The following is a 17,792-nucleotide window of genomic DNA, read 5'->3' as shown; positions in this document are numbered from 1 at the left end:
ATCCGCCCCTCGTCTGGCTCGTCGTCGCTACTTGCGGCGGAGGAACCGCCGTGGCCGCTGGCCGGGATTCTTGGGCTCTTCGTCGAGGTTGAGCTCCAACGGCGCCACATCGTCGTCGAACACCATGTCCCGCGCCCGCTGCCGCTGCCCCGGCACGCCCCCACCGAACCCGGCCGGCTCATCCCCGCCACGGTCATCGTCACTGCCGCGCCCACCGAGCCCGCCCCGGTCCGCTCCACCGGTCCGCTCGCCGCCGCGCCCACTCAGCCCGCCGCGATCCGCTCCGCCGCCCCAGTCCCCGCCACGGCCTGTGCCGCCACGGTCCGAGCTGCCACGGCCTGTGCCGCCACGGTCTGAGCCGCCACGGTCTGAGCTGCCACGGTCTGAGCTGCCGCGGTCCGAGCCGCTGGCCCAATCGTCGCCGCCGTCCGAGCCGCCAGCCCAGTCCGCGGCACGGTCGGACCCACCGCGACCGGCCGACCCACTGGCCCAGTCATCGCCGCCCCGGCCGTTGTCAGCGCCACGCCCCGAGCCACCGGCCCAGGCCCCGGCCCGGCCGGAGCCGCCACGGCCGTTGTCGCCACCGAGCACGCCTCGGTCCGAGCCACTGGCCCAGCCCCCGCCGCCGTCCGAGCCACTGGCCCAGCCCCCGCCGCCGTCCGAGCCACTGGCCCAGCCCCCGCCGCCGTCCGAGCCGCCACGACCGGTCGATCCGCCGTGGTCAAGGCCGGCCGCCCAGTCGCCGGTGTGGTCGGGGCGAGCGGTCCCGGTCATCCGCACCGCGGAGCCGGCACGCCGCTCGGACGTGAACTCCCCGCTCGGGTCGCTCTCCCAACCGTTCGTCGGGTCGGTCGCCCAGGAAGGCCGTCCAGCAGGCGTCGAGGGCTCCGCCGCCCTGGACCGCTGTCCCGGCTCCCGGCCGCGCCCGGCACCCGTCCCGGCGGCCCAGTCGTCCTCGGCCGCCGGCGCTCCGGACCCGGGACGCGCGGCCGGGGCATCGTTCGCGGCAGGCGCGGCGGCGGATTCGCCCTTCTTGCGTTTCCCCGCCTTCGAGAACCCCCACCGCGACTTCTTGGCAGGCTGCTCCGCTGGCGCCTCGGCAGCGCCGGCGCGGGCGCCTGCCGCCGCCTCGGCGTCCCACCACGAGGAGCTGTCCGCAGCGGAACCCGCCGCCCCTGTGCCCGGCTGCGCGCCGGCCTGGTCGTCCTCTCGTCCGCCCGCTCGCGACGAACCGGTCTGCGCCTGCTCCGACCACGTGGATGCCGAAGACCCAGCCCTCGAAGTGCCCGTCTGCCCCTCGTCCGACCGTGCCTGATCCGACCGGTTCTGCTCCCAAGGCGAAGACTCCGAACGCCAAGACTCCGAACGGGAAGACTCCGAGCCCGAAAACGCCGAGCCCGAAAACGCCGAGCCCGAAGACGCCGAGTCCGAAGACGCCGAACGCCAGGAGTCCGAATCCGAAGACGCCGAAACAGAAGACTCCGAACGCCAAGACCCCGAGCGCCAGGGGTCCGTACCCGAAGACGCCGAGCCCGAAGACTCCGAGCGCGAGGGTTCCGAACGCGACGACTCCGGAGCCGAGGATTCCGAACGCGAAAGCTCCGAACGCGAAGATTCCGACCACGCCCAGTCCGAACCTACCCGATCCGTACCAGCCGCGCCTGAAATAGTGCGGTCCGTACCAGAGCGATCCGAACTGTGGCGATCCGAGTCCAAAGCATCTGACCAGGTCCGATCCGACCGGAGCTGATCCGCATGCGACGGGTCCGACCAGGACGAACCCGACCACGAGTCCTCGGAACGGCCCGGTGTCGACCGCGCGGAGTCCGACCATGAGGAGCCCGAGGACGACCACTCCGTCGAGGCATGGTCCGTGGACGAGCCCTGCGACCAGGAGGCGCGCCACGAGGGCTCCGGCGGCGTGTCCGCCGGGGACGGCTCCGACCGCGGGACGGAAGGCTGCTCGACAGGGCCGGCGGTGGCAGGTGAGGACACCGGCCACGCACCGGAGGGACCGTCCGAGGAGCTCCCGAACGCGGAACCGCCGAACCGGGAGCCGCCCGAGCCCGGGAAACCTGAGTCCGGAGCGCCTGACGTCGGGCCGCCGGAGGTCGGCGAGGCGGAGGTCGGCGAGGCGGACGCGGGGATGCGGGCGGCTGGCCCGCCCGACGTCGGGATGCCGGAGGTCGGGACGCTGGAGACGGGGTTGTCGGCGGGGTTGTGGCCGACGGGGGGCTGCTGGCGCTCGCGGCGGCGCAGGGAGCGGGCGTCGGGGTCGGCCTGCCAGGAGCGGCTGAGCTCGAGAGGCTCGGCGACGAGCTCGGGCCTCTCCCCGTCGAACAGGCTGCCGGTCCACGCCGGCCTCTCCGCCGGTCGTTCGACGGGGCGACGGGCCGGGCGATCGCTCGCAGTCGTGCTGGAACGCACCGGGTCTGCCGACGTCCAGCCCGCGCTGTCCAGGTCCGAGAAGCCACCGCGCTCCGAAGCCCTGCCGCCGAGATCCGGCGCCGGCCCAGGCTCCGACGACCAACTACGGTCCGAAGCCCTACCAGCCGACTCCGGCTCACGAGACGACGACCAGTCGCGGTCCGACAGCCCACCGGTCGGCTCCGACACCGGCTCACGAGACGACGACGACCAGCCACGGTCCGACGACCCACCGATCGGCTCCGACACCGGCTCACGAGACGACGACGACCAACCACGGTCCGACGAGCCGCCGGTCAGATCCGACAGCCCACGGGACGAGGACCGGTCGCGATCCGTGGCGCCACCGGTCGGTGTCGAGGGCGCGGTGTCCAGGCCTGCGGGGGTGTCCAGGGCGAACCCGAACCGGTCAGGGTCGCTGGCGATCCGGTCGAACTCCGACATCAACGACGCGAACCGGTCGGCCGTCGGCTCGGGTGCCGGCGGAACCGGCCGGAACTCAGGTGCGGGTGGCAGCGACGACGCGACGGAGGGCGGCGGCTCGACCGACGCGGTGGGCCAGGTCGGTGGCGGCGGGGACGACGGCCGGGACGGGGAGGGCTCTTCCTCGGGAGCGCGGCGGCGGCCGACCCCGCGGGGAGCCTCGTCCGCCGGCTCCGACGCCGACCCGGCCGGCTCGGCACGCCCCGACGACCACGAGAACCGGGACTCCCCGTCGCTGCCGGACAGCGACGGGGAAGGAGACGAGGACGATGAAGACGTGGACCAGCGGCGGTCAGCGGCGGACTGACCGCCGAAGTCGTCAGCGCCCTCGTCATCACGGGAGTCGGTGGAGGAGCCCGCCGCGGCCCAGGCGGCCAGCTTGTTGGCCGACTCGCTGTCCCACGAGCCGACCAGCTCCCGGGTGGTGCGGGCCTCCCACGAGTCGCTGTCCGGGGCCGCCGGCGCCGCGTCGGAGAAGGCGTCGGAGGAGGACATGTCCGACGAGCGGCCGAAGCGGCTGCGGACCGAGCCGTCCTCCTCGTAGTCACCGCGGCGGGACGAGAACCCGTCGTCGTCATGGGAAGGGCGGTCCGTCGAGTGGGCAGAGCGGTCGCGCACCGGGCCGTCCTCGTCATGGTCGCCGCGGCGGGAAGCCGGCGGGGAGGTGGGGTTGGCCGGGGTGGCGGAGCGGCCGAAACGGCCCCGGGTCAGGCGGTCGCGGAGGGAGGCGGGCTCCGCGCCGGCAGGCGTGCCGGCGGCCGCGGCGAACGCGGCGTCCGCGACGGTGGGAGACACCGGAACGGTGGGGTGCGCGCCGGTGGTCATGCGGGCGAAGGAACGGGCCAGGGGCGACGGCTCGGGCAGCTTGTTGCCGGAGGCGATCACCAGGAGCCGCTCCATGACGGAGAGCTCGACCCGGTAGGGCTCGGCGGCGAGCCAGCGGCCCGCGGCCTCGACCATCTCGTGGGCGTGCACGAGGTGGAGGTGCTCGCCGGGGGCGACGGAGATGACCAGGTCTTCGCTGACGTCGCCGCGTGAGGGGGCGACGACGAGATAGCCGCGGACGGAGCCGCCGACCTTGCCGAGCTGCTCACGCCAGGTGTGCACCTCGGCGGCGAGACCGTCGACGTCCTCGGAGCCGGGGACGAAGAGGCGGCCGCCGCGCAGGACCTGGCCGGAGGCGTCCATGGAGAACTCGCCGTGGGGCCAGACGGTCGGCAGGAACAGGGCGACCCGCCGTCCGGCGACGACGAGATGGGTGCAGCCGCCCTCGCCGAGGGCGAAGAACCGGGCCGACGGCAGCACCTCGAGCTCCTTGAGCCGCGGCAGGTGGTCGTCGGGCTTGCCCCACCAGCGGCGGCCGCTGACCGCCTCGTCGATGGCGGCGCGGGACAGCCGGCGCGCGTCGAGCATGAGCGCGGCGAGAAAGGCACCGATGAGCGGCACGTCGAAGCCGAGGTTGACACCGACGAACTTGCCGATGCCGAGGAAGTCGGTCCAGCCGCCGGGCAGCCAGGTGCGGGTGGCCGCGCCCCAGGCGACGGCGCCGGCGACCGCGGCCAGGATCGCGAACATGGGAAAGCCACGCAGCGTGAGGACGAGCACACCGATCAGCGACAGGGCGGCGGCTACGCTCCAGATGATGCTGAGCTCCATGACGCCCCAGCCGGCGACGGCGAGAGCGAGCAGAGACGCCGCGACGATCAGCGCACCCGCGAGCACGCCGGTCGGGCGCACGCCGACCCGGCGGCTGCTCTTGACGCCGGAGTGCCACGTGTTGCCGGTCAAATCCGGGCCTCCAAGCAGCCGCGATCACCGGCACGCCGACTTGTCGCGATCTCGACGAACACGGCACCGAGCGTAACGCCGTGTGCTGCGCCGGGCGAGAGCCGCCCGACCCGATCCTGCTCCCCCACCGCGTCAGTATGCCCCGACCCACCGACAAGAAGCAGTTCCACTAAAGGTGCGAGACTTGTCCTTGTGACCACCCGAACCACGCGTCCCAAGGTCAGGTTCCGGCGCAGCGCATCGCTCGCCGTGGCGGCCGGCATCGCCACCATCGGCGCCATCCCAGTGCTGGCCGAGAGCCTCTGGTTCCTGCCCGTCCTGCTGGTGCCGATCGCGATCGCCGTGTGGGCGTGGCGGGCCGGCACCGACGTGGACGACGACGGCTTCACGGTGCGGGCGCTGCTGGGCAGCCGCCGGGTGCCGTGGGCCGCGGTCGACGGCCTGGTCAGTCAGGACGGGGTCGTCCAGGCCCGCCTCGCCAACGGACATTTCGTGCGACTCGACGCGGTCCGCCCACACGACGTTGAACGCATCACGGCGATGACGCGATAGCCGCCGACCGCCACGACGTCGAAACGCAGCACGGCGATGGCTCAGTAACCGTCGACCACCACGTTGATCAGCGGTTCCCCGGCGGCGAACCGCCGCACCTGGTCTCCTGCCAGCGAGTAGGCGCGGCGGAGCAGGCCTCGTACAGAACCCGCGACATGCGGAGTGATCAGCACGTTCGGCAGGTCCCAGAGCGGATGTGACGCCGGCAACGGCTCCGGGTCGGTGACGTCCGTCGCATAGCCGAGCCGCCCCGACGCCGTCTCGGCGAGGATCGCGTCGGTGTCGACCACGGGCCCCCGCGCCGCGTTGACCAGCAGCGCCCCGTCCGGCATCGCTGCCAGGAACGAAGCCGAGACCAGCCCGGTCGTCGCGGGCGTCAGCGGCACCAGCAGCACCACCACGTCCGCGGACGGCAGCAGCGACGGCAGCTCTTCCACACCGTGGACGCCGTCACGCGCGCGGCGGGCGACCGAGGTTACGGACACCTCGAACGGCGCCAGCCGGGCCTCGACCGCGGCACCGATCGAGCCGGCACCGACGATGAGCACACGCTTGCCCGCGAGCTCGTCGGTCTGCCGGTACGACCACTCCCGCCCCGTCCGCACGAACAGCGGGAAGTCACGCAGATAGGCCAGGATCGCCGCCACCACCCACTCCGACGTGGACGAGTCGTGGACCCCGCGGGCGTCGCACAACTGCACGCCGGGGCGCAGCCGGCCCGCCCACCGGTCGGCGCCGGCGCTCATGAGCTGCACGACCGCGAGCCGCGGCAGCGACGCCGCCAGCTCGACCACGTCCGGTGAGGCGAGGAACGGCGGCACCCAGAAGTCGACGTCATCGGGCGCGACGGAGACGGTGACCGAGACCGGCGGAGGCAGCGGGCCGAGCAGCGCCAGCCCCTCCTCGTGCGGGATGCAAACCTTCACCGGCGAACAGTAGCGATCAGGACTCCCAGTCGGAGACAAGCCTCTCACCGAACAGCTGCGGCACCTCCTCCAGCAGCCACGTCGAGCCGATCTCCACCCCGGCTGCGTCCCGGACGGCGACGGGCCCGGGCCGGGCGTTCGTCACGGTGACGCCGCCGGTCAGTGCCGCTCCGAGGGCGCCGAGCTCCGCCCGGACGTAGGCCTGGGTCGCGCCCGGCTTCGCGGTGAAGATCAGCACCCGGTCACTGAGCCGGCCGGAGGGGGACGGCACCCGGATGACGATCATGTCCGGGTCGGCGCTGATGGAGGTGGACACCACCCCGGCGCCGCCGCGACCTGGCGCCGCCGCGGCCGTGAACGTGGTCGCGACGGTCGCCGCGGCGGGGGCGTCGGCGAGCACGACCGCGACGCCCCCGGAGGGCAGGCGGGCGGTCGACAGCGTCCACGTCCCGGCGGATCCCTCGATCGGGCCGCTCCACCGCTGACGCAGCGGCTCGTGCTGGATGCCGGCGGAGGAGATCAGGTTCGTGTAGGAGGAGGTGTCGAGCACGGCCGGTGCCTCCGAGCGGACCTTGCCGTAGCAGCTGACCTGCCAGCGCTCCTGCGGGTCGGGCGACGCCCAGGCCGTCCAGCTGCCGTCCGGCGCGCTCGCCCACTTGTGCTCGACGGTGTTCTCCGGGCTGGGGGAGGCGCCGATGGACCGTTCGATCGTGCAGGCCGCCGGGGCGAGCCCGATGGTGACCGGCACGGTGGTGCTGGTGACGGTGACCAGCGGCCCGAGCTGCCCCTCGACAGCCCCTCCGACGAGGTCCTCCACGGAGCCCTGGACGGGGATGTCGCTCTGGTACAGCGTCGCCGAATGCTCGTCGTAGCGCACGTACACGAGGAACCGGCGCCCCGACACGTCGCCGAGGAACAGCACCTTGACGCCGCCGGCGAAGGAGGACCTGACGGCACGCAGCAGGTCCGCGTCGCCGGCGAGCGAGCCGCGGGTCGGCGAGTCGAGCAGCGCCCGGGTCCACTTCGCCAGCGGCGGGTAGGGCCGCTGCCGCTCGGAGGTCGCCGGCTGCACGGCGGGGACCACCCCCGCGACGATCGCGACGGCGAGCGTGGCCAGCAGCGACAGCAGCCCGGCCCACCGGCGCCGGCGGCGGCGCAGAAGCCTGCGCATCGGCTCCGGCCGGGGCACGACGGTCCCGGCCGCGTCGCGGAAGGCGTCGCGGAGCGCCTGTTCCAGCTCGATGCTCATGACGCCCTCCCGGCCAGCAGATCCACACCGAGCACGCCGCGCAGCCGGACCAGCCCGCGCGACGCCTGGCTCTTCACCGATCCGGCCGAGATGCCGAGCAGCGCGGCCGTCTCCGTCTCCGTCAGGTCCTCCCAGTACCGCAGCACCAGCACCGCTCGCATCCGCGCCGGGAGCCGGTCCAGCGCCTCCAGCAGCATCTGCCGCGCGAGGACCTGATCGGAGGGGTCGGCGCCGGGACGGTCCGGTGGCTCACCGGTCAGGACCTCGGCGTTGCGCAGCCGCCGCCAGATGCTGGTGCGCTGGTTGACCATGACCCGCCGCACGTAGGCGAGCGGCTCGTCGACCCGGTCCCAGTGCCGCATGACCTTCAGCAGGCTGCCCTGCAGCAGGTCCTCGGCGGCGTGCCGGCTGCCGGTCAGCAGGAACGCGGTGCGCAGCAGGTCGCCATATCGGACCTCGACGAAGTCCTGGAACTCCTCGGCTGCCATATGGCTCCTCTGCACAAGGTCGCAAACGCGCCGTCTCCCCAGCAGACGCCGACCCGCGGACAAAGGTTGAAAGGAAGAAGATGAATCGCGACGCTAGTCTTGGGCGGGTGAGAGCCCGGACGTACGCGAAGTGCCTGGCGGCGAGCGCCACGGTCATGCTGGCCCTCGCGGGCTGCACGTTCGGCCCGCCGCCCCCTGATGAGCTGGGCACCCCGCCGAAGATGTCGCCGCTGCCCAGCGCGTCGACGTCCGGCGGCGAGGAGGACGGCGGCCAGACGCAGGTCGCCACGACCGTGCTGGCCAAGGGCCTGGCGGTGCCGTGGGGCATCGCGTTCCTGCCGGACGGCTCCGCGCTGGTCACCGAGCGCGACAGCAGGAAGATCCTGAAGGTCGGCAAGGAGTCCACGTCCGACGGGCTCACCGTGACCACCGTGCAGACCATCGACGAAGTGGTGCCGGGTGGCGAGGGCGGCCTGATGGGCATCGCGGTGTCGCCGCAGTACGACACGGACAAGACGGTGTTCGTCTACTACACCGCCAAGGACGACAACCGGGTCGCCAAGCTCACGCTCGGCGCGCCGCCGACCCCGATCCTGACCGGCATCCCGAAGGCGGGGATCCACAACGGCGGTCAGATCCACTTCGGACCCGACGGGTTCCTGTACGTGTCGACCGGCGACGCGTCGAAGCCGGAGAACGCGCAGAACCTCAACAGCCTCGGCGGCAAGATCCTGCGGATCCAGCCCGACGGGAAGCCGGCTCCTGGTAACCCGTACGGAACCGCCGTGTACAGCTTGGGACATCGCAACGTGCAAGGCTTCGCCTGGGACAAGAACAGCCGGCTGTACGCCGTGGAGTTCGGTTCGGGCGAATGGGACGAGATCAACGTGATCGAGGCGGGCAAGAACTACGGCTGGCCGACGTACGAGGGCAAGGGCAACGATCCGAAGTTCGTCGACCCGATCCAGGTGTGGAAGACGTCCGAGGCCTCGTGCTCCGGGCTGGCGGCCATGGAGGGTTTCCTGGTCACCTCGTGTCTGAAGGGCGCCAGGCTGTACGTGATGCAGCTCACCGACAAGGGCGGCCTCCTCGGCGAGCCGAGCGCGCTGCTCAAGGACACGCACGGCCGGCTGCGCGCCGCGGTCGCCGCGCCGGACAACAGCATCTGGGTCTCGACGTCCAACAAGGACGGCCGCGGCACGCCGAAGGCCGACGATGACAAGCTGCTGCGGGTCGTGATCAGCAACGTGGGCGGGGCCGGCAAGAGTTGAGCTCACCGTTCCACCGGCGGGCCGCGCTGGCCGCCCGCCGGCTCCAGCGTAGGGCGATCATGGCGGCCGCCCGGCGACGCCGCCGCACGTTCCACACCAGCCACAAGGTGTGGCGGCGGATCCTGCGCGGCGCGCTGCTCGGTGTCGTCGCGGTCGTCGGTATGCTCATCGGCGTCGAACTCGGCGGGCACACGACCCAGGACATCGGGCCGTTCCAGGCGCAGCTGTCGCTGACCCCGTCGTGGCACGGCGACACGTCGGTGGAGATCCCGCCGCTGGGCTCGCTGGAGCTGGACAGCCACGACGGCCCGGCCCACCTGCAGATCCGCCTGGAGTCGCTCGACGAGGCGCGGACCAGGGCGGTCGTCGCCAGCGGCGGCAACCTGGAGCAGGTCAGCCACGACGCCGTCGACCAGCTCAACCTGGGCGTGCGCCGGCTGGCGCTGCAGACCGCCGGCTCCGGGATCCTCGGCGCGCTGATCCTCGTCGGGCTGGTGTTCCGGGCCCGGCGCGAGACGGCGATCGGCGGCCTGGTGGTCGTGGCGGTGCTCGCCTCGGTCGGCGGCGCGACCGCGCTGACGTTCAAGCCCGCCGCGATCCAGGAGCCGACCTACCGCGGCCTGCTGGTGAACGCGCCGGCGATCATCGGTGACGCCCGCCGGATCACCGACCGCTACGAGGAGTACCGGGCGCAGCTGCAGAAGCTGGTCCTCAACGTCTCCAAGCTGTACGGCACGATCTCCGCGCTGCCCGTCTACGAGCCGGACACCAGCGCGACGAAGGTCCTGCACATCTCCGACATGCACCTCAACCCGGCGGCGTGGGGCGTGGTGCGCACCGTCGCCGACCAGTTCAGCGTCGACGTCGTCGCCGACACCGGCGACATCAACGACTGGGGCAGCGAGCCGGAGTCCTCCTACGTCGGGGAGATCAGCAAGCTGCGGGTGCCGTACCTGTACATCCGCGGCAACCACGACTCGGCGGTCACCGCCGCCGCGGTCGCGAAGCAGCCCAACGCGATCGTGCTCGACAACTCCATCACCACGGTCAAGGGGCTGACGTTCGCCGGGATCGGCGACCCGCGGTTCACCCCCGACAAGTCGACCGACGCGACCAACGAGGAGCAGCACGCGGCGGTCGTCTCCTCCGGCGCGCTGCTCGCGGACAAGATCCTGGCCAACCCGAAGCCGGTCGACGTCGCCCTCGTCCACGACCCGGTGGCCGCGCAGCCCCTCGCGGGGGTCTGCCCGCTGGTCCTGGCCGGGCACCGGCACGCCCGCTCGGTCACGCGGCTCGACCCGACCCTGCCGGTCGTCCTGCCGTCCGCCGGCGCGTCGCCTGCGGTCACACCGAAGGAGCGCAGCCTGCTGATGGTCGAGGGCTCCACCGGCGGCGCCGGGCTGCGCGGCCTGGAGAGCGCCAAGCCGCTGCCGCTCGCGCTGTCCATCCTGTACTTCGACAGCGAACGTCACCTGACGGCGTACGACGACATCCAGGTCGGCGGGACAGGCCTGACGGAGGTGTCGCTGCAGCGGCACATCGTGGCCCCCGACAAGGCGGCGGCACCCACACCGTCCGTGGTGCCGACACCGTCCTTGTCCGCGACCCCGTCGCCCACGACAAGCGGGTGATGGACCGGCTCACCCGACAAGCGACGCCGGCACCGTCCTTTGCCTGTAACCCCGTCGCCCACGACAAGCGGGTGATGACCAGCTCACCTGTCATCATGGCCGCAGACGAAGCGACGCCGGCACCATCCGCGGTGCCGGCGTCGCTCTCGTCCGTGACCCCGTCGCCTACGACAAGCGGGCGATGACCAGCTCGCGGACCGTCTTCGCGTCCGCCTTGCCGCCGGTGGCCTTCATGACCGCGCCGACGAGCGCACCCGCCGCGGCGACCTTGCCGTCGCGGACCTTCGCGGCGATGTCGGGGTTGGCGGCGATCGCCTCGTCGACGGCCTTCGTCAGCGCACCCTCGTCGGACACGACCTCCAGGCCCCGGGCCGCGACGACCTCGGCGGGCGTGCCCTCACCGGCGATGACGCCTTCCAGCACCACCCGGGCGAGCTTGTCGTTGATCTTGCCCGCGTCGACCAGGCCCTGCAGCTGCGCGACCGCCTCCGGGCTGACGCCGAGCGCGTCGAGCTCCTTGTCGGTCTCGTTGGCGTGCCGGGCCAGCTCCCCCAGCCACCACTTGCGGGCGGCGGCCGCGTTGGTGCCGGCGGCGACGGTCGCCTCGATCAGCTCCCACGCGCCGGCGTTGAGCACCGACTGCATGTCGAGGTCGGAGAAGCCCCACTCGGCCTGCTGGCGCTGGCGGCGGACCCGCGGCAGCTCCGGCAGCGCGGCCTTGAGCTCCGCGACCCACTCCGCGGACGGCGCGAGCGGCACGAGGTCCGGCTCCGGGAAGTACCGGTAGTCGGTCGCCGTCTCCTTGCTGCGGCCGGACGTCGTCTCGCCGGTGTTCTCGTGGAAGTGCCGGGTCTCCTGGATGATCGTCCCGCCGTCCGTGAGGACCCCGGACTGCCGGATGATCTCGGACCGGACGGCCCGCTCGACGCTGCGCAGCGAGTTGACGTTCTTCGTCTCGGTGCGGGTGCCCCATTCCTCGCCGGGCCGGTTCAGCGACGTGTTCACGTCGCAGCGCATCGAGCCCTGCTCCATCCGTACATCGGAGACACCCAGCGAACGGATGACGTCACGCAGCTCAGTGACATAGGCCTTCGCGATCTGCGGCGCCCGGGCACCCGTGCCCGGCACGGGCTTGGTCACGATCTCGACGAGGGGAATGCCGGCGCGGTTGTAGTCCACGAGGGACTCGGTGGCGCCGTGGATACGCCCGGTCGAGCCGCCGACGTGCAGCGACTTGCCCGTGTCCTCCTCCAGGTGGACCCGCTCGATGCCGATGCGGACCAGCTCCCCGTCGACCTCGACCTCGAGGTAGCCGTCGACGCACAGCGGCTCGTCGTACTGGCTGATCTGGAAGTTCTTCGGCATGTCCGGGTAGAAGTAGTTCTTGCGCGCGAAGCGGCCCCACGGCGCGATCGAGCAGTTGAGCGCCAGCCCGATGCGGATCGTCGCCTCGATCGCGGCGCGGTTGGCGACCGGCAGGGAGCCGGGCAGGCCGAGGCAGACCGGGCAGACCTGCGTGTTGGGCTCCGCGCCGAACTCGGTCGGGCAGCCGCAGAACATCTTCGTGTTGGTGCCGAGCTCGACGTGCGTCTCCAGGCCGATGACCGGCTCGAAGCGCGCCACCGCCTCGTCGTACGACAGCTGGGTCACGGTGTTCATCTAACGCCTCTTTCAGCCTCTGGTGTATCCACGCTCGGCATTGGGTACCAACTGCTCATCTGGAGAGGAGACGCCATGCCGGTGCAGTTTCGGAAGAGCAAGAAGTTCGGCCCGTTCATTTTCCACTTCACCCAGGAAGGGTTCTCTTCCTGGAGCTTCAAGCTGGGCCCCTGGTCGTGGAACTCGCGGACCAAGAAGAACCGCGTCGATCTCCCCGGCCCCTTCTCGTGGCGCCAGGGCAGCCGCGGCTGAACCCCGTTGAAAGGGCGGCTCTTCGCAGGGCCGCCCTTTGACGGTTACAGCGCCGGCGGGGTCAGCGGCGGCAGCGCCGACTCGAGGGCCGCGGCGACCCGGTACATCCGGTCGTCCGCCATCGTCGGCGCCATGATCTGCAGCCCCACCGGCAGCCCCTCGGACAGGCCGGCCGGCACGGAGATCGCGGGCCCGCCATACAGGTTCGACGGGATCGTGTAGAGATCCGCGAGATACATCTGGTAGGGGTCCGACGTGCGCGACCCGAGCGGGAACGCCACGAACGGCGTGGTCGGCGCGACCAGCACGTCCGCCTTGCCGAATGCCTGCTCGAAGTCCCTGGAGATCAAGGTCCGCACCTTCTGCGCCTGCCCGTAGTAGGCGTCGTAGTAGCCGGCGGACAGCGCATAGGTGCCCAGGATGATCCGGCGCTTGACCTCGGGGCCGAAGCCCTCCTCCCGGGTCAGCTGCATGACCTCTTCGAGCGACCGCTTGCCGTCGTCACCGCTGCGCAGCCCGAACCGCACGCCGTCGAACCTGGCCAGGTTGGACGAGCATTCGCTCGGCGCGATCAGGTAGTAGGCCGGCAGCGCGAACTTGAAGTTGGGGCACGAGACCTCGACGATCTCCGCGCCCAGCTTCACGAGCGCGTCGACCGACTCGCGATACGCGGCGGCGACGCCGGGCTCGGCACCGTCCCCGGCGAACTCCTTGACCAGGCCGAGCCGGACCCCGCTGAGGTCACCGGTCGCGCCGAGCCGGGCCGCGCCGACCACGTCGGGCACCGGCTGCGGGATCGACGTGGAGTCGCGCGGGTCGTGGCCGCCGATGATCGCGTGCAGCAGCGCCGCGTCCTCGACGGTCCGCGCGCACGGGCCGGGGGTGTCCAGCGAGCTGGAGAAGGCGACGAGGCCATAGCGCGACGTGCCGCCGTAGGTCGGCTTCGAGCCCACGGTGCCGGTGACCGCGGCCGGCTGGCGGATCGAGCCGCCGGTGTCGGTGCCGATGGCCAGGGGCGCCTCGTATGCCGCGACGGCCGCGGCCGAGCCACCGCCGGAGCCGCCGGGGATCCGGCCGGTGTCCCAGGGGTTGTACGTGGGCCCGTACGCCGAATACTCGGTCGAGCTGCCCATCGCGAACTCGTCCATGTTGGTCTTGCCGAGCATGACGAGCCCGGCCTCGCGCATCCGCGTCATGATCGTCGCGTCGTACGGCGGCCGCCAGCCCTCGAGAATCTTCGACCCCGCGGTGGTCGGCACGCCCTTGGTCGTGATCACGTCCTTGACGGCGACCGGCACCCCGGCGAGCGGACCGACCTCGTCGCCCTTGGCGCGGGCGTCGTCGATCCTCTTCGCTTCCGCGAGCGCGCCGTCGCGGTCGACGTGCAGGAACGCGTGAACCTTGCCCTCGACCGCCTCGATGCGCTCCAGGTGGGCGGTGGCGACCTCGACCGCGGACAGCTCCTTCGCGGCGAGCTTGCGGCCGAGTTCGGCCGCGGTCAGCTTGGTGACGTCAGACATCGCTCAGGCCTCCTCGTCCAGGATCCGCGGAACGCGGAAGCGGTTCTCCTCGGCGTCGGGTGCGCCCGACAGCGCCTCCTCGCGCGTCAGCCCCGGCACGACGACGTCGTCGCGGAACACGTTGGTCAGCGGCACGGAGTGCGACGTCGGCGGCACGTCAACCGCGGCGACCTCGCCCACCTGGGCGACGGCCTGCAGGATCACGTCGAGCTGCCCGGCGAATGTGTCGAGCTCGTCATCGGTGACTGCAAGCCGCGCGAGGCGGGCGAGATGCGCCACCTCTTCGCGGGAAATGGTGGCCATGGGTGCGATGCTCCTTCAACAGTCGGCTCGACGCAGTCTATTTCGTCCCCGCTGGTTGCCGTGCGCGACGGTCCGCTCCCCCACTCCCCATTGCGGTTTCCAGCAGGTGTACGCAACGCCGCGGCCACTCTCACCCGGACAGCATTCCTCATCTTGTCCCCCCGAGGTCTTCCTGTGCGATCTCCGATCCTGGCCTCGAACCTACTCGGGGGGTATGACAGTTCTGGCGGCTGCGCAGATGTGGTGCCGCGACAGTTCTTCAGGTGCTGTGGGCGACCGTGGAACGGCGGTGGCGGATCAGCCAGTCGAGGAGGCCGTCCGGTGGCATCGGCCGGGCGAAGTACCAGCCCTGCGCCAGGTCGCAGCCCGCCTCGACGAGCATCCGCCAGGTCCGTTCGTCCTCGACGCCCTCCGCCACGATCCGCAGCCCGAGTGCCCGCGCCAGGTCGATCATCGACCGCACGATCGCCGCGTCGTCCGGGTCGGTCGCCACCCCGAGCACGAACGACCGGTCGATCTTCACCTCTTTGAGCGGCAGCCGGCGCAGGTGCAGCATCGAGGAGTACCCGGTGCCGAAGTCGTCCAATGCGATCGCGATCCCGAGCCGCTCCAGCCTGGCGAGCGTCGCCAGCACCCGCCGCGGGTCGGCCATCAGCGCGCTCTCGGTGATCTCCAGCTCCAGCCGCGCCGGCTCGATGCCCGCCTGCCGCAGCTTCGCCTCGATCCGGTCCGCGATCTCGCCGGTGTGCAGGTCCCGGACGCTCACGTTCACCGCGACCCGCACCCGCCCGGCCCGGTCACCCCACGCCGCGAGCTGCTCGATCGCGTCGTCGATCAGCCGGAACGTCAGCAGCCGCATCACCGAGCTGTGCTCCGCGACCTTGATGAGCTCCTCCGGGTCGACGAGCCCCCGCTGCGGGTGGTGCCACCGCAGCAGCGCCTCCAGCCCCACCACGTCGCCGGTCGCCAGCTCGACCTGCGGCTGGTAGTACAGCGCGATCCCCCGATCACCGGGGGTCTCCAGCGCTTTGCGCAGGTCGGCCAGCAGGCTCAGCCGCTCCGGCGAGTTGTGGTCGGCCTCCGGCGCGTAGACCGCGAGGTTGTCGCCGCGGCCCTTCGCGTCGTACATCGCCACGTCCGCGTGCTGCATCAGCTCCTCGAAGCCCGTGCCGTGCTCCGGGTACACCGCCACCCCCACCGACCCGCCCACGTCGATCGGCAACCCGTCCAGCAGCACCGGCTCCCGCAACGCGTCCATGATCTTCGCCGCGTGCGCCCTGGCCTCGGCGACGTCCTGCAGGTGCGGCACCACGATCGCGAACTCGTCGCCGCCGAGCCGCCCCACCTCGGCGTCGGCCCGCTCGCTCAGCCGCCGCGACACCTCGATCAGCAGCCGGTCCCCCACCGGATGCCCCAGCGAGTCGTTTACCTGCTTGAACCCGTCCAGATCCAGCAGCAGCAACGCCAGCCGCCGCGCCGCCTGCCGGTTCGCGGCGCGCTCCGCGTGCTCCTCCAGCCGCTGCTCGACCGCCCGCTCCAGACCCTTCCGGTTCGCCAACCCGGTCAGCGGATCCCGCCGCGCCTCGAGCGCCCGCTGCGCCGACAGAGAGGTCATCCGGCGCACCGCGTACAACGTGACCAGCGCCAACGGAATCAGCAGCACGTCCACCCCGGCGGCCGCCACCAGCCCCGGCGCCGACAGCAGCAGGGCCCCGGTCGCCAGCGCGTCGGTCCTGACCGCCCGCACGAACCGCGCCCGCCACCCGTGCCCGAACCGCAGCCACACCGCCGTCGAGACCAGCAGGTTGTTGACCACGAACCACGCAACCGCCGCCACCACGATCCACCCGACGTGATGCGACCTGTGCAGGATCACGTCCGCCACCGCGAACGACACGAAGTACTGGGCCGCGTTGAACGCCGCCCGCCACACCGTGTGCTGCAACCACCCCGCCGTGATCGCCACCGCCGCCAGCTGCACCAGCGCCGCCGGCGCGAACCCGAACGCCAGCATGATCGCGAACGTGAAGCACACCGAGGGGAACGTCATCATCGCGTCGTCCCGCCCCACCTGCACGAACGGTTTGGTGTCGGCGACGACCGCACACCCCGCGAGCACCCAGAACGCCGCCGGAAGACTCGCCGGGAACCCGTCTGGCAGGCTGCCGATCAGCAGCATCGCCCCGGCCCCTACCACCACCGTGACATACGCGAAGAACCGATGAGCATGCCTGGGCGGCGCGACGTTACGCAGCGCGCTCTGCTCCATCCACTCCCCCGCTCGGGTGCCATCGACCACTCCGTCGAGACGCCCTGCGAGCCTGCACCCTCAACCGCTTCCCAAACCGGAAAGGATGCTGAATCGATGCACAAAACCCCCGCCATTCCTCCGACCGGGCGATCACCTCACGCCGGATATCACTATTGCGTAGCGATACCTCAACGTTCCGTCACTCGGCCTGCCGGGCCGGTTCGGCACCGAGCGTTGGCCGGGGTTTCTGTCGTACCCCCGTGCTTGAGTGTCGGTGTGCCTCGACGTCGCGCTGCTGACGCTGCCGCACCCGGCCGGGGCCGCGTGTGCGGCAGCTCCTTGGCCTGTCCCGCCTGCCGCAAGAAGATCACCAGGCCGGCTTGCCGGCACTGGGGACTCTCCGGCACCTTGGCCTGGTTGCGGCCGCCACCCGCACCTCGACCCTCTGGGTGGGGCGCCGGCGCCCCGGGAAGCAGCAGTGCTGCCGGTGCTGGTCACGCACCGTCGAGCAGGACGGCACCTCCCCGGTGCGGGACTCGAGCCGTGAGCAGGCCAGGGTCCGCCGCTGCGATCACCGGGATGGACGGTGCCGGCCTGATGGGGCCGAGCGCGGGGCTCGGGTCTCGAAGCGTCCCCGAAGGCGGCAGGGCCAGCGGAAGCACACCCAGGGCACCGCGCCGGACGCCGTCCGGATCGTCCACGCGTTACTGCGCCTCGACGATGCCCCGACGCGCCGGCGATCTGATCGGCGTCAGTGAGCTCGTCCCGCCCGGCAACCCCGACGGCACCACCGGCAGCCCAGGGATCGGCCGCCTTCGGCGGGTCGGCCGCCTATGACAGCAGCGTCAACAGAACCGACGGAAGCCCCCGAAGGCAAGCACCCGCCGCCACCACGCCCAAGACGGCAACGACAGCCGGCAACTCACCCATCCGACGGCAGCAGCATCCACAGCCCACGGCGGCGAGCAGCCACGGGCGGAACAACCACGGGC

General features: G+C 71.9%; 12 protein-coding genes. 4 read left to right on the top strand and 8 right to left on the bottom strand.

Annotated features, from left to right (window positions below; all coding sequences use genetic code 11):
• Nucleotides 1-27: 27 nt before the first annotated feature.
• Nucleotides 28-4,698: a hypothetical protein gene (locus tag ACFY3L_RS08005; protein WP_389319957.1), complete on the bottom strand. Its 4,671-nt coding sequence runs from the start codon at nucleotides 4,696-4,698 to the stop codon at nucleotides 28-30.
• 192 nt (nucleotides 4,699-4,890) lie between these two features.
• On the opposite strand from ACFY3L_RS08005, the gene ACFY3L_RS08000 reads away from it, so the two are divergent.
• A complete protein-coding gene (locus tag ACFY3L_RS08000; RefSeq protein ID WP_389319954.1) occupies nucleotides 4,891-5,250 on the top strand; it encodes a PH domain-containing protein in 360 nt (119 codons plus the stop codon).
• Between the two features lie 41 nt (nucleotides 5,251-5,291).
• On the opposite strand, the gene ACFY3L_RS07995 is transcribed toward ACFY3L_RS08000, so the two are convergent.
• The 3 genes from ACFY3L_RS07995 to ACFY3L_RS07985 are packed head-to-tail and all read right to left on the bottom strand — an operon-like array spanning nucleotide 5,292 to nucleotide 7,913.
• A complete protein-coding gene (locus ACFY3L_RS07995) occupies nucleotides 5,292-6,176 on the bottom strand; it encodes a 2-hydroxyacid dehydrogenase (RefSeq protein ID WP_389319952.1) in 885 nt (294 codons plus the stop codon).
• Between the two features lie 16 nt (nucleotides 6,177-6,192).
• The gene (locus tag ACFY3L_RS07990) at nucleotides 6,193-7,425 is read right to left on the bottom strand and encodes a hypothetical protein (protein WP_389319949.1); all 1,233 of its coding nucleotides are present in this window, start codon (nucleotides 7,423-7,425) and stop codon (nucleotides 6,193-6,195) included.
• Nucleotides 7,422-7,913 (bottom strand): SigE family RNA polymerase sigma factor, encoded by a 492-nt coding sequence (locus ACFY3L_RS07985; protein ID WP_389319947.1) that lies wholly within the window; start codon nucleotides 7,911-7,913, stop codon nucleotides 7,422-7,424. Before ACFY3L_RS07985 ends, ACFY3L_RS07990 begins: the two co-directional genes overlap by 4 nt.
• A gap of 80 nt (nucleotides 7,914-7,993) precedes the next feature.
• Between ACFY3L_RS07985 and ACFY3L_RS07980 the strand changes: the two genes are divergently transcribed.
• Both ACFY3L_RS07980 and ACFY3L_RS07975 read left to right on the top strand, forming a co-directional pair.
• Nucleotides 7,994-9,184: a PQQ-dependent sugar dehydrogenase gene (locus ACFY3L_RS07980; protein ID WP_389319944.1), complete on the top strand. Its 1,191-nt coding sequence runs from the start codon at nucleotides 7,994-7,996 to the stop codon at nucleotides 9,182-9,184.
• A complete protein-coding gene (locus ACFY3L_RS07975) occupies nucleotides 9,181-10,815 on the top strand; it encodes a metallophosphoesterase (protein ID WP_389319941.1) in 1,635 nt (544 codons plus the stop codon). Before ACFY3L_RS07980 ends, ACFY3L_RS07975 begins: the two co-directional genes overlap by 4 nt.
• Nucleotides 10,816-10,980: 165 nt before the next feature.
• Here the strand turns inward: ACFY3L_RS07975 and gatB are convergent, their stop codons facing one another.
• On the bottom strand, nucleotides 10,981-12,474 hold the full coding sequence (gene gatB / locus ACFY3L_RS07970) for an Asp-tRNA(Asn)/Glu-tRNA(Gln) amidotransferase subunit GatB (RefSeq protein ID WP_389319938.1): 1,494 nt from the start codon (nucleotides 12,472-12,474) through the stop codon (nucleotides 10,981-10,983).
• A gap of 75 nt (nucleotides 12,475-12,549) precedes the next feature.
• Between gatB and ACFY3L_RS07965 the strand changes: the two genes are divergently transcribed.
• Complete coding sequence (locus tag ACFY3L_RS07965) at nucleotides 12,550-12,726, top strand: DUF4236 domain-containing protein (protein ID WP_344508140.1); 177 nt, start codon at nucleotides 12,550-12,552, stop codon at nucleotides 12,724-12,726.
• A 44-nt stretch (nucleotides 12,727-12,770) separates the two neighbouring features.
• On the opposite strand, the gene gatA is transcribed toward ACFY3L_RS07965, so the two are convergent.
• From gatA to ACFY3L_RS07950, 3 genes are all read right to left on the bottom strand, one after another.
• A complete protein-coding gene (gene gatA, locus ACFY3L_RS07960; RefSeq protein ID WP_389319935.1) occupies nucleotides 12,771-14,246 on the bottom strand; it encodes an Asp-tRNA(Asn)/Glu-tRNA(Gln) amidotransferase subunit GatA in 1,476 nt (491 codons plus the stop codon).
• 3 nt (nucleotides 14,247-14,249) lie between these two features.
• The gene (gatC, locus tag ACFY3L_RS07955; protein ID WP_344508144.1) at nucleotides 14,250-14,549 is read right to left on the bottom strand and encodes an Asp-tRNA(Asn)/Glu-tRNA(Gln) amidotransferase subunit GatC; all 300 of its coding nucleotides are present in this window, start codon (nucleotides 14,547-14,549) and stop codon (nucleotides 14,250-14,252) included.
• Nucleotides 14,550-14,808: 259 nt separating this feature from the next.
• Complete coding sequence (locus tag ACFY3L_RS07950; RefSeq protein WP_389319932.1) at nucleotides 14,809-16,818, bottom strand: putative bifunctional diguanylate cyclase/phosphodiesterase; 2,010 nt, start codon at nucleotides 16,816-16,818, stop codon at nucleotides 14,809-14,811.
• Between the last annotated feature and the right edge of the window lie 974 nt (nucleotides 16,819-17,792).

Origin of the sequence: Dactylosporangium sp. NPDC000521 (assembly GCF_042898305.1) — a bacterium.
Lineage (GTDB): Bacteria > Actinomycetota > Actinomycetes > Mycobacteriales > Micromonosporaceae > Dactylosporangium.
This window is presented reverse-complemented; position numbering and strand designations above follow the sequence as displayed.

What these genes read in the sequence shown, in the direction of transcription:
- ACFY3L_RS07990 (WP_389319949.1), bottom strand. Translation starts at nt 7,425, where the DNA reads ATGAGCATCGAGCTGGAACAGGCGCTCCGCGACGCCTTCCGCGACGCG.
- ACFY3L_RS07985 (WP_389319947.1), bottom strand. Translation starts at nt 7,913, where the DNA reads ATGGCAGCCGAGGAGTTCCAGGACTTCGTCGAGGTCCGATATGGCGAC.
- ACFY3L_RS07980 (WP_389319944.1), top strand. Translation starts at nt 7,994, where the DNA reads ATGAATCGCGACGCTAGTCTTGGGCGGGTGAGAGCCCGGACGTACGCG.
- gatB (WP_389319938.1), bottom strand. Translation starts at nt 12,474, where the DNA reads ATGAACACCGTGACCCAGCTGTCGTACGACGAGGCGGTGGCGCGCTTC.
- ACFY3L_RS07965 (WP_344508140.1), top strand. Translation starts at nt 12,550, where the DNA reads ATGCCGGTGCAGTTTCGGAAGAGCAAGAAGTTCGGCCCGTTCATTTTC.
- gatA (WP_389319935.1), bottom strand. Translation starts at nt 14,246, where the DNA reads ATGTCTGACGTCACCAAGCTGACCGCGGCCGAACTCGGCCGCAAGCTC.
- gatC (WP_344508144.1), bottom strand. Translation starts at nt 14,549, where the DNA reads ATGGCCACCATTTCCCGCGAAGAGGTGGCGCATCTCGCCCGCCTCGCG.
- ACFY3L_RS07950 (WP_389319932.1), bottom strand. Translation starts at nt 16,818, where the DNA reads ATGGAGCAGAGCGCGCTGCGTAACGTCGCGCCGCCCAGGCATGCTCAT.